Origin of the sequence: Shewanella sp. CG12_big_fil_rev_8_21_14_0_65_47_15, assembly GCF_002783505.1 — a bacterium.
Lineage (GTDB): Bacteria > Pseudomonadota > Gammaproteobacteria > Enterobacterales > Shewanellaceae > Shewanella.
This window is the reverse complement of sequence record NZ_PFGL01000006.1, coordinates 1-11,326: the sequence shown is the minus strand read 5'-3', so window position 1 is coordinate 11,326 and position 11,326 is coordinate 1. Positions and strand designations below refer to the sequence as shown.

Sequence of the window (11,326 nt, the reverse complement as noted above, 5' to 3'; positions counted from 1 at the left end):
GGATTATTTCTGTTTTTTTGTGAAGCGGATCGCCATTAACCCCACTGTAATTATGTAATTTAATTACATTAAAAAGCATTAATTAAAAAAAATACAAATAAAGGTTGTAATAAAACTACAAATCCATATAATAGCTTTCGTGGATTAGGCACTGAGCCTTTCCTCTCTAGTCTATCCAGGATGGATATTTTTCTCCAAGGACCCGAGTGACAAGTCGTCTCAACGGATTTGAGAATCTCTAGTTCCAAGGAACCGAGCCAAGCTTCACTAGAGCACTTAATCACAACTTATTTAGGAGTATTGACTATGTCTTATACAGGCAACAACCCATTTTATTGGCAGAACACTTGGTTCAACACTGATGTTTTGCGTGGCGGTTTATTCGCCATGAGCTTTAAGGCCTAACCCTCCTTAACGTTTAGTTTCCATCATCCATCAACCTTTGTATCGCCTTTTTTGGCGTGTTTAGACTCAAGTAGCATATCGGTGTTTTTGCATGGGTATGCCAGGTTTTTCCCGCTAGCGCGGTAATGTACTTCCCCGAAAGGGACGCTTGAAATATGTCTTTGCCTGCTCATTGAGCAGGCTTTTTTTTTTGCTTAAGCGTTTAACGGTTTTGCCTTGTGGTAATGAGCATAAACGGTTCGTATCAGAAGTGATAAAGCGCCTATTGCCAGTCCTCATTCTTAATCTCCCCGCTAGAAAATACCTTTGATTAATATCATTAATTGCTATTGATGCCCTTATCAAGGGGAAATGGCTTTGTCACTTGCTATCTCAACATGGGATGTATAGTTTACTTCGCATTAAAATGATCAATGCGATGTGGTTTTGTATGTTTCCTGAACTCAGTTTTCGTGATGTAAATCGTGAAGAGCAGGCTTATTGCTCTTTTATTTGCCCATGCGTTAATCGGCTCCTCAGAGGTGAGGGATTTCTTCTTTAATAAATGTGACATTGAGCTTAAAGGAGAAGAAGTTGAAGTGTATGTTGAGCCTGCGCCACTCAGGGATTATTGGTATGCACTGGGCAATCCTCAGAAACATTCCAAAGCGACAGAAATGGTGAGAAAACAAGTATTGAGTCAATTTTTAGCACATTATCAGGTGGGCCTTGCATATTTATCAATTTTATTGGGCCGCGTAGTCATGGCAAGGTTCTCCATCATTTGCGTTCAGAATAGATCACTCGGCCGTTTACCGAATGATTTATGGTTACTTGTGTTTCCCACAGCCAATTTTCTGGCCTGACCAGCCTAAACTCCCTATAATCGCCTGCGAATAAAACACGGCTACATAGCATTTACATTTTTATACCCTACCTACTCAAAATAAAAAGGAACCCAGTTCCATGTTAGAAAAGCTGTTCAAACTTAAACAAAATCAAACGAGCCTCAAGCAGGAAGCGATAGCAGGCTTGACAACATTTATGACTATGGCTTACATCATTTTTGTCAATCCAATGATGTTGGCCGATGCGGGCATGGACCATGGTGCCGTGTTTGTGGCGACCTGTTTAGCTGCCGCCGTAGGTTGTTTAGTGATGGGATTAATGGCGAATTATCCCATCGCCCTCGCGCCCGGCATGGGGCTTAACGCCTTTTTTACCTACACAGTTGTGGGGGAAATGGGGTATAGCTGGGAGACGGCTCTAGGCGCAGTTTTCCTCTCGGGAATTTGCTTTTTAATCTTATCCTTAGTTCGTATACGGGAATGGATTGTGAATAGCATACCCATGTCATTACGCTTAGGTATCGCCGCGGGTATTGGGTTGTTCCTCGCACTAATTGGCCTTAAGAGTGCGGGCATTGTGGTGGCAAGCCCTGCAACCTTAGTGACTATGGGGGATATCACCGCCTTTCCCGCAGTGATGGCGGTATTGGGCTTTTTCCTGATCATTGCCATGGTGCAAAGGGGAATGAAATCGGCGGTGATTTTAAGCATCCTGATTATCACCGGGCTGGGATGGGTATTTGGCGATGTGCATTACAACGGCGTTGTATCTATGCCACCCTCCATCGCACCTACATTTATGGCGATGGATTTATCCCAAGTCTTTGAAGTCAGCATGTTATCTGTGGTGTTTGCCTTCTTATTCGTGGATCTCTTCGATACCTCTGGCACCTTAGTTGCGGTGGCGCAGCGCGGGGGTTTTCTCGATGAGAAGGGGCGTTTACCACGCTTAAATCGTGCCTTAACCGCTGACAGTTTAGCGACTATTGCGGGCGCCGCGTTGGGGACATCAACCACGACAAGTTATATCGAGAGTACCGCAGGCGTCAGTGCGGGCGGCCGCACGGGGTTAACCGCTGTGATCGTTGGATTGCTATTCGTCTTGGCATTATTTTTATCACCCCTTGCCGGCATGATCCCCGCCTACGCGACTGCGGGAACCTTGTTTTATGTGGCGATTCTGATGATGTCGGGACTCGTGCATGTCGAATGGGAAGATTTGACCGAAGCCGCCCCTGTGGTGGTGGTGTGTATTTTAATGCCGCTGACCTTTTCAATTGCGACTGGCATTGCCTTTGGCATTATCTCCTATGCAGCGATCAAGTTACTGACGGGACGTTTTAGTGATTTGAACCTAGGTATCATAGTCTTGGCGGCATTATTTGTGGCCAAATTCATTTATGGCTAATAAATAACCGTTAGCGAGATAGCCTGTTGCGGGGTTAATTTTTGAGGGTCATCTAATGGATGACCCTTTTTAATGTGCTATCCCAAGCAAATAGAAAATTTATGGTGACTTAAGGGCTCCTCGCTACCAATTGGCTAATGGATTAGGTATAAGGATTGTTCGGTTATTTTTTACAAATGAATAATGAACTTAAGTGAGATTGCGTATCGCCGCGTAGTAGTGAAATTGGGGACGAGTGTGCTGACCTCTGGCAGTAAACAGCTAGATAAAGCCCATATGGTTGAACTTGCCCGTCAAATGGCCGCACTGATGAAGTCAGGGGTCGAAGTCGTATTATGCACCTCTGGCGCCATCGCCGCCGGACGTGAACATCTCCAATACCCGATACTGCCCGACACTATGGCCAACAAGCAATTGTTAGCCGCTGTCGGGCAAAGTCAGTTGATCCTCGCTTGGTCACAACTCTTTAGTATTTATGGGCTGCATGTGGGGCAACTCCTGTTAACCCGTGCCGACTTGCAGGACAGGGAACGTTATCTCAATGCCCGCGATACGCTCAATGCCTTGTTGGCAAATAACATCATTCCCATCATCAACGAGAATGATGCCGTCGCCACCAACGAGATCAAAGTCGGTGATAACGACAATTTATCGGCCCGTGCCGCGCTGTTGTGCGATGCCGACTTATTGATTTTATTGACGGATCAGAAGGGACTATTCGATGCCGATCCGCGCACCAATCCCAATGCTAAATTGATCTCCCAAGTTGTTAAAATTGACGACAGTCTGCGGATGCTGGCTGGCGGGTCTGTGTCTGGTTTAGGGACGGGCGGAATGTCGACTAAACTGGAGGCAGCCGATATTGCTCGCCGTGCAGGCATCGAAGTGGTGATCGCCTCGGGCCATCATCCCGATGTGATCAAGAAAGTCGTCGGTAAAGAGTCTGTCGGTACTCATTTTAGTGCGATTGAAAACCCGCTCGAAAGCCGCAAACAGTGGATTCTAGCAGGCCCTGCGACTCAAGGTTCTCTAGTGCTGGATGAGGGCGCGGTAAAAGCCGTGACTGATAAGGGTCGTAGCCTATTATCTAAAGGTATAGTAAGTGTTAAAGGCGAATTTGAGCGCGGTGCGACGCTGCAATTGGTCGACCAACAGGGTAAAGTGATTGCTAAGGGGATGACGAGGTATTGTGGTCAAGCCCTAGGTTTGATTGCGGGTAAACATTCCGACGAGATCGAGTCTGTGCTCGGTTACGATTATGGTGATGCCATAGTGCACCGCAACGACATGGTGGTCTTATAAGCGAGGTCTGTTTTGAATCAAATTAATCAAGCGCAATATTTACAGCAACTTGGCCAAAATGCTAAACAGGCAAGTTATGCTTTGGCCAACTTAACGGCGAGTCAAAAGGCTGATTTGCTCGAAGCCATCGCCGATGCGCTGACGGAAAATACCGCCGCGATTTTAGCCGCGAATGCTAAAGATGTTGCCGCTGCTAAGGCCGATGGATTAACGGAGGCGATGATCGACAGATTGTTACTCGATGGTGCGCGTCTGGCAGGTATTATTGGTGATATCAGCGATGTAGTACGCCTTGCCGATCCTGTCGGTGAAGAGTTTGGCAGTCAATTATTAGATAACGGTTTAAGGCTGACTCGCCGCCGCGTACCGCTTGGGGTGATCGGTGTTATCTATGAAGCTCGGCCTAATGTGACCGTCGATATTGCGGTGCTTGCCCTTAAAACTGGTAATGCGGTGATCCTGCGTGGCGGTAAAGAAACCCTTGAATCGAATAAGCTTATTAGCGAAGTGATCCGCGGTGCTATTGTCGCCCAAGGTTTACCGATAGATGCGGTGCAATTTATTGATTCACCGGATAGAGCGCTGGTGGCGGGTCTGCTTAAGCTCGATCAATATGTCGATATGATAGTGCCCCGTGGCGGCCAAGCCTTGCAGCGCCTATGTGCCGAGCAGGCGACGATTCCAGTGATCTTAGGCGGCATAGGTATTTGCCATTTATATGTGGATAAAAATGCCGATCTTGAGCGGGCTTTAGAGGTGATCGCTAACGCTAAAGTGCAACGTCCAACCGTCTGTAATGCCCTCGATACCTTGTTGGTGGACGAGCATGTGGCGAGCACCTTTGTGCCGCAAATTGCCGAGTATCTGCATCGTTTAGGCGTGCGTTTTTCAGTCTGTGAGCAAAGTTTCGCTCTGTTAGATGGTTTAGGCTTCGATGTGACGCTCGCTAAGGCTGAGGATTTTGGCATCGAATGGTTGTCGTTAACCTTAGGTATCAAAGTGGTGGGCGATATCGACGCCGCCGTTGGCCATATTCGTCAATATTCGAGTGGCCATTCGGAAGCGATTTTGACCGATGACATTCACGCCGCGGCGCACTTTATGAACCAAGTGAACTCAGCGGCCGTGTATGTCAATGCCAGCACGCGTTTTACCGATGGCGGTCAGTTTGGCCTTGGCGCCGAAGTGGCTGTGAGTACGCAAAAGCTCCACGCCCGCGGCCCAATGGGCCTTGAGGCGTTAACCACGTATAAATGGTTAGCATGGGGCGATTACACTAGCCGTACTTAGCGATTAAAAGCTCAAAGTCAAAAACCAATAGAGAAAAGCCGTTAACGCATTGTGTCGACGGCTTTTTTATTTGCGCTATCTAACTGAATAACTAGACAATAAATTGTGTAGTTCGCCAGTTTAGGTTTTTATCAATGGATAAGCGGCGTATAGGTGGCAAGCAACCAAAGACAGAAGAATAGCGCCGACATAACAATAGTGAATTTACGAAAGGCCTTAATGTATTCCAAGGTATAAATAAAGTACTTCTCTTGCACTCTGCGGGTGAGTAATACCGAGGGGAGTAAAAAAGTGCAGTAGAGCATGACTACCATAGTAGTAAAACCATTCCCCCAAAAATGTTCATAGATAAAGAGTGCAATGCAAAGCAACATGGCGACCCAGCCTATAGGTCCTATACTATCCTCTTGGCTCCACTGCGTTGATTTTTCCATCTGACTGTCCTTAGCCTTTTTTGTTGGGCAATACCATTTATAGATGGAAATATCCACTTTTACAAACGCTTTCTAGACATAGATTCAAAGGGCTATTGCTGGGTGGTTTTCCGAACGTTTTTAAAGTGTTTTGATATCGGCAAATGAGCCTTTACATAGCTGGGCTAGATCATTGGCATGCAGACAGATCTCCAACCCGCGACGTCCAGCACTGACATAGATTTTTTCAAATGTGAGCGCGCTTTGATCTATTAAAGTCGGGAGCCGTTTTTTTTGCGCTAAGGGACTGATACCGCCCACAAGGTAGCCTGAGGATTTTTGGGCAAGGTCTGGATCGGCCATCTGTAGCTTTTTCTGGCCTAAGGCTTTGGCCACGGCTTTAAGATTAAGCTGATGATCGACGGGGATTAACGCAACGGCGAGTGGCGCGTGGGCCTTATCCGCGGCAACTAATAATGTCTTAAATACCTGTGCAGGTTCGAGCCCTAAGGTATTGGCGGCCTCTTCACCGTAGGCGGCGCAATGGGGATCGTGACTGTATTCTAAAATTTCAAATGTAATCTTGGCTTTTTTAGCCAGTCGGACGGCAGGCGTCATGCAATATTCCTTCGCAAAAATGGGGATATTAGCCGCTAATTCGGCGTAAAAATGTTAGCCGCTTCATTTTTTGTGCCGCTTGGGTCCAAAGTTAAACCCTAGTCAGCAAGTTTTGGGTTTATTTTTGACTTTCGCTCCCTATACCTAGGTAACAGCTGTTGCAACATCATCCCCGAGAGAATAAACCCAAGGCCGATATAGGTCGTTATCGCAATGGTTTCCTGTAAAATCCACGCGATAAAACCAATCGACATGACTGGGGATAGAAAGACTAAGGTGCTGATATTTGCCGTGCGTGTGGCGGTCTTTAGGGCCATTAGCCAGAGCACAAAGGTAATACCCATCTCAAATAATCCCACATATATCCCGGCCATTGCTGCTTTAGGGCTGAAACTTGGCAAAGTATCGGTCAGTAGCAGAGTCACCACAATAAAGGGCAAACCGATCAGAAAACTCAGTAGCAGGCTGACGATGGGATCGCCTTGATCTTTAGTATTCACAATCCAATATAGGCACCAAAGTAGCGTGCTGGTCAGCGCAAGACCAATCCCGAGTGGACTATCGAAGCGAAAACCGCTGATATCTCCGCCAGTAGCAATAATAAACACCCCAGTGTAGGCAATCAGCACCGCCGCAATGTCGCTCTTACGCAAATGTTGTTTTAGCAAAGGTGCGGCGAGCAGTGGCAGTAACACCGCCCAAGTGTAATTGAGTGACAGAGCCTGCTGTGCGGGCAGTAAAGAATACGCCTTAAACAGCACCACATAATAGAGAAAGGGATTGATTAGCCCTGTGATGAGGTAAAAGGTGGGACGGCGTAAAAACTGTTGTTTAAGTAAAGCGAGCTTCTTTTGCCAGGCGAGGATACCACCAAGGGCAACAATCGAAGTGAGCACGGCAACAAATACTAATTGCAACGGACTGTAATATCCAAGGGCAATTTTAAAGGCGGTGGCGACTGTCGACCAAAGGAATACCGCCCCCATGCCATACAGGTACGCTAAATTTGAAGACTGCACTGTTAATTACCTTACCCACTGAAATCACTGCCCGAATATGGGCAGATTGAATAACAGCTTTGGCAGATAAGCAAGTGTATTTTGTCTGTTTGAATATTTTATACAATCAAGAGGGGTGAAAGATAAAATCAGAAAATTTTTTTGTTCACCCTTGTAATTAAATTCCCTGTCCCAATATAGGTGTTAAGGCAGAGAAGGTGGCGAACAATGGACTTGATAAACAATGCGTCCGGCCCCATATCAAAACCAACCAACTAACAAATTTAGATTGAATGAAATTTTTCGGAGGACCTCATGGGTAAAATTATTGGTATCGACTTAGGCACAACAAACTCTTGTGTAGCTGTCCTCGATGGTGGCAAAGCACGCGTACTAGAGAACGCTGAAGGCGATCGTACAACCCCGTCAATCATCGCTTATACCGATGATGAAACTATCGTGGGTCAACCAGCAAAACGCCAAGCTGTGACTAACCCAAACAACACTTTCTTCGCGATTAAGCGTTTGATCGGTCGTCGTTTTAAAGATGACGAAGTTCAACGTGACGTGAACATCATGCCATTCAAAATCATTGCGGCCGACAACGGCGACGCATGGGTTGAATCCCGTGGCAACAAAATGGCACCACCACAGGTTTCTGCTGAAATCTTGAAAAAGATGAAGAAAACAGCGGAAGACTTTTTAGGTGAAGAAGTGACAGAAGCGGTAATTACCGTGCCTGCCTACTTTAACGATTCACAACGTCAAGCCACCAAAGATGCGGGTCGTATCGCGGGTCTTGAAGTTAAACGTATTATCAACGAACCGACGGCTGCAGCATTAGCCTACGGTATCGACAAGAAACAAGGCGACAACGTCGTTGCAGTATATGACTTAGGTGGCGGTACATTCGATATCTCTATCATCGAAATCGACAGCAACGACGGCGATCAAACCTTCGAAGTATTGGCGACTAACGGTGACACCCACTTAGGTGGTGAAGACTTTGACAACCGTTTAATCAACTACTTAGCCGATGAGTTCAAGAAAGAGCAAGGCTTAGATCTGCGTAAAGATCCATTAGCAATGCAACGTCTAAAGGAATCGGCTGAAAAGGCGAAAATCGAGCTTTCAAGCACTAACCAAACAGAAGTTAACCTGCCATACATCACGGCAGATGCGACTGGTCCTAAGCACTTAGTGGTTAAAATCACCCGTGCTAAGTTGGAATCACTGGTTGAAGACTTGATCGTTCGTACATTAGAGCCACTAAAAGTCGCCCTGGCTGACGCTGATTTATCCGTATCAGACATCAATGAAGTGATTCTGGTCGGTGGTCAAACCCGTATGCCTAAGGTTCAAGAAGCGGTAACAAACTTCTTCGGTAAAGAACCACGTAAAGACGTTAACCCAGACGAAGCGGTCGCCGTAGGTGCTGCGATTCAAGCGGGCGTACTGTCAGGCGATGTGAAAGACGTTCTGCTGTTAGACGTCACACCACTGTCTCTGGGTATCGAAACCATGGGCAGCGTCATGACTAAGTTGATTGAGAAAAACACGACTATTCCGACTAAGGCACAGCAAGTGTTCTCAACCGCCGATGACAACCAAAGCGCCGTGACCATTCACGTGTTGCAAGGTGAGCGTAAGCAAGCGAGTGCGAACAAGTCATTAGGTCAGTTCAACTTAGACGGTATTGAGGCCGCACCACGTGGCATGCCACAAATTGAAGTGATGTTCGATATCGACGCCGACGGTATTCTGCACGTGTCAGCGACCGACAAGAAAACCGGTAAGAAACAAAACATCACCATCAAGGCTTCTTCTGGTTTAAGCGAAGAAGAAGTGGCACAAATGGTACGTGACGCAGAAGCGCACGCGGAAGAAGACAAGAAGTTTGAAGAGCTAGTGCAAACTCGCAACCAAGCTGACGGCTTAGTTCACGCAACTAAGAAACAAGTTGAAGAAGCGGGCGATGCACTGCCAGCAGACGATAAGGCTAAGATCGAAGCTGCCATGGCCGCCGTTGACACTGCCAGCAAAGGCAACGACAAAGACGCCATCGAAAAGGCGACTCAAGAGCTAATCGAAGCGTCTGCTAAGCTGATGGAAATTGCCCAAGCTAAGGCTCAAACCCAAGGTGGTGCAGAGGCCAATGCGGGCAAGCAGTCTAACGCTACTGCCGATGATGTTGTCGATGCTGAATTTGAAGAAGTGAAAGACGACAAGAAGTAATGATTTGTTTTCAATCAAATAGATTGATTTCAAAGCGTTAATTTCTAGGCGGGCGTTATGGGGGAACCCTAACGCCCGTTCGTTCAACTTAAGCCAGAAGCATGAGATTATGTCAAAGCGAGATTATTACGAAGTATTAGGTGTGAGTCGAGACACCAGCGAACGTGAAATTAAAAAGGCCTACAAACGTCTGGCCATGAAGTTTCACCCCGATCGCAACCCAGGCGACAAAGCCGCAGAGGCCAGCTTCAAAGAAGTGAAGGAAGCCTATGAAATCCTCACCGATGCCGACAAAAAAGCGGCCTACGACCAATTTGGTCATGCGGGTGTGGATCCTAATCGTGGCGGCGGTGGTTACGGTGGTGGGCAGGGCGATTTCGGCGATATTTTCGGTGATGTCTTTGGCGATATTTTCGGCGGTGGACGTCGTGGCGGCGGTCAACGCCAAGCGGCCCGCGGCTCAGATTTACGTTACAACCTAGAATTATCACTGGAAGAAGCCGTAAAAGGTTTAACCAAAGAACTGCGCATCCCAACATTGGCGACCTGCGATCTGTGTGACGGTAGCGGCGCTAAAAAAGGCACCTCAGCAACCACCTGTGGCACCTGTCATGGCCAAGGCCAAGTCCAAATGCGCCAAGGTTTCTTCGCGGTGCAGCAGCCCTGTCCAACCTGTCATGGTCGCGGCAAGATCATCAAAGATCCTTGCACTAAGTGTCATGGCGATGGCCGTGTTGAAAAGAGCAAAACCTTATCGGTTAAGATCCCAGCCGGCGTCGATACGGGCGACCGTATTCGTTTAGCGGGTGAAGGCGAAGCGGGTGAGTTTGGCGCCCCTCCAGGGGATTTATATGTGCAGGTCAGTGTGCGTGAGCATGCGATTTTCGTCCGTGATGGCAACAATTTGTACTGCGAAGTGCCGATTTCCTTCAGTAAAGCGGCCCTAGGCGGCGAGATTGAAGTGCCAACACTGGATGGCAAAGTCAGCCTGAAGATCCCAGCCGAAACGCAAACGGGCCGTATGTTCCGTTTACGCGGCAAAGGCGTCAAGTCGGTTCGCAGCCATGCGGTAGGCGACTTGCTCTGCAAAGTGGTGATGGAAACCCCAGTCAACCTAAACGATCGTCAAAAAGAACTGTTACGCGAATTTGAAGCCACCTTAACCGGTGAGTCAAAGAAGCACAGCCCAAAGGCTGAGGGTTTTTTCGATGGCGTGAAGAAGTTCTTTCAAGATCTGAATAGCTAACTTGGTCTAGTGGCGCTGCTGTTATGTTAGCGGCGCACTAGATAAATAAAGCCCCGCAGTGTTTAACACTAGCGGGGCTTTTTTATATTCGGTTGAATGCTCAGATTTTGAGAGAGTAGTGCGCAGTAACTGATTAAGCACAGTCATTCCAGTGACTCGCCATGAACTCATCCCTGAGGGCTCGACGACGGCATCCATGCCGTCAACGGTCACTTCCATGGCCGTGCTTAATTCTTTTTAAGTCCAGCGTATACCTGATAAATGTTACGCCTGCTGAGATGGTCACCTCGGTCTCGGCATCGCAATGTGCCATGATTTAGGTGCACAAAATCTGACTCGAGGTGACCGATATGGACTATAAACTCATCAGCATTGATTTGGCAAAAACTGTCTTCCAAGTAGCAGCATTTAACCCAGATGGCACGATTGCTTTTAACCGTAAAATCAACCGTTCTGCATTGCTCAATACCCTTAGGCAATGTGAACCGACATTAGTGGTGATGGAAGCCTGTTACAGTGCTAATTACTGGGGGCGGGCTATCGAAAAGCTCGGCCATACCGTCAAGCTTATCCCCGCCAGAATG

10 protein-coding genes and 1 pseudogene are annotated in these 11,326 nt (G+C 47.4%); 7 read left to right on the top strand and 4 right to left on the bottom strand.

Annotated elements, in window-relative coordinates; genetic code table 11:
• The first annotated feature begins 869 nt into the window (after positions 1-869).
• The 4 genes from COW15_RS02160 to COW15_RS02145 all read left to right on the top strand — a co-directional run bounded on the left by COW15_RS02160 (position 870) and on the right by COW15_RS02145 (position 5,232).
• Positions 870-1,250: a hypothetical protein gene (locus tag COW15_RS02160; protein ID WP_293629404.1), complete on the top strand. Its 381-nt coding sequence runs from the start codon at positions 870-872 to the stop codon at positions 1,248-1,250.
• A gap of 100 nt (positions 1,251-1,350) precedes the next feature.
• Positions 1,351-2,640 carry an NCS2 family permease gene (locus COW15_RS02155; RefSeq protein WP_293629402.1) on the top strand — a complete coding sequence of 430 codons (1,290 nt, stop codon included), beginning with the start codon at positions 1,351-1,353 and terminating at the stop codon, positions 2,638-2,640.
• Positions 2,641-2,823: 183 nt separating this feature from the next.
• On the top strand, positions 2,824-3,942 hold the full coding sequence (gene proB, locus COW15_RS02150; RefSeq protein WP_293629400.1) for a glutamate 5-kinase: 1,119 nt from the start codon (positions 2,824-2,826) through the stop codon (positions 3,940-3,942).
• Positions 3,943-3,954: 12 nt separating this feature from the next.
• Positions 3,955-5,232, top strand: a complete 1,278-nt coding sequence (locus COW15_RS02145; protein WP_293629398.1) for a glutamate-5-semialdehyde dehydrogenase — start codon at positions 3,955-3,957, stop codon at positions 5,230-5,232.
• A 131-nt stretch (positions 5,233-5,363) separates the two neighbouring features.
• Here COW15_RS02145 and COW15_RS02140 read toward each other — a convergent pair whose 3' ends face one another.
• The 3 genes from COW15_RS02140 to COW15_RS02130 all read right to left on the bottom strand — a co-directional run bounded on the left by COW15_RS02140 (position 5,364) and on the right by COW15_RS02130 (position 7,282).
• Positions 5,364-5,666, bottom strand: coding sequence for a hypothetical protein (locus COW15_RS02140; protein ID WP_293629397.1), 303 nt, complete (start codon positions 5,664-5,666; stop codon positions 5,364-5,366).
• Between the two features lie 120 nt (positions 5,667-5,786).
• The gene (gene ybaK, locus COW15_RS02135; protein ID WP_293629396.1) at positions 5,787-6,263 is read right to left on the bottom strand and encodes a Cys-tRNA(Pro) deacylase; all 477 of its coding nucleotides are present in this window, start codon (positions 6,261-6,263) and stop codon (positions 5,787-5,789) included.
• Between the two features lie 98 nt (positions 6,264-6,361).
• Entirely contained in the window at positions 6,362-7,282 is a 921-nt protein-coding gene (locus COW15_RS02130) for a DMT family transporter (protein WP_293629395.1), read from the bottom strand.
• A gap of 294 nt (positions 7,283-7,576) precedes the next feature.
• Here COW15_RS02130 and dnaK point away from each other — a divergent pair, with 294 nt between their 5' ends.
• Complete coding sequence (gene dnaK / locus COW15_RS02125; RefSeq protein ID WP_293629394.1) at positions 7,577-9,496, top strand: molecular chaperone DnaK; 1,920 nt, start codon at positions 7,577-7,579, stop codon at positions 9,494-9,496.
• Between the two features lie 109 nt (positions 9,497-9,605).
• Positions 9,606-10,742 carry a molecular chaperone DnaJ gene (gene dnaJ, locus COW15_RS02120; protein ID WP_293629393.1) on the top strand — a complete coding sequence of 379 codons (1,137 nt, stop codon included), beginning with the start codon at positions 9,606-9,608 and terminating at the stop codon, positions 10,740-10,742.
• Between the two features lie 21 nt (positions 10,743-10,763).
• Here the strand turns inward: dnaJ and COW15_RS02115 are convergent, their stop codons facing one another.
• Complete coding sequence (locus tag COW15_RS02115; RefSeq protein ID WP_293629392.1) at positions 10,764-10,961, bottom strand: hypothetical protein; 198 nt, start codon at positions 10,959-10,961, stop codon at positions 10,764-10,766.
• Between the two features lie 131 nt (positions 10,962-11,092).
• Between COW15_RS02115 and COW15_RS02110 the strand changes: the two are divergent.
• A pseudogene (locus COW15_RS02110) lies at positions 11,093-11,326 on the top strand (IS110 family transposase); the annotation flags it as partial.

Bases quoted from the DNA above. Each gene is read 5' to 3' on its own strand.
- COW15_RS02155 (WP_293629402.1), top strand. From the start codon at position 1,351: ATGTTAGAAAAGCTGTTCAAACTTAAACAAAATCAAACGAGCCTCAAG.
- COW15_RS02140 (WP_293629397.1), bottom strand. From the start codon at position 5,666: ATGGAAAAATCAACGCAGTGGAGCCAAGAGGATAGTATAGGACCTATA.
- COW15_RS02115 (WP_293629392.1), bottom strand. From the start codon at position 10,961: ATGGAAGTGACCGTTGACGGCATGGATGCCGTCGTCGAGCCCTCAGGG.
- dnaK (WP_293629394.1), top strand. From the start codon at position 7,577: ATGGGTAAAATTATTGGTATCGACTTAGGCACAACAAACTCTTGTGTA.
- proB (WP_293629400.1), top strand. From the start codon at position 2,824: ATGAACTTAAGTGAGATTGCGTATCGCCGCGTAGTAGTGAAATTGGGG.
- dnaJ (WP_293629393.1), top strand. From the start codon at position 9,606: ATGTCAAAGCGAGATTATTACGAAGTATTAGGTGTGAGTCGAGACACC.
- ybaK (WP_293629396.1), bottom strand. From the start codon at position 6,263: ATGACGCCTGCCGTCCGACTGGCTAAAAAAGCCAAGATTACATTTGAA.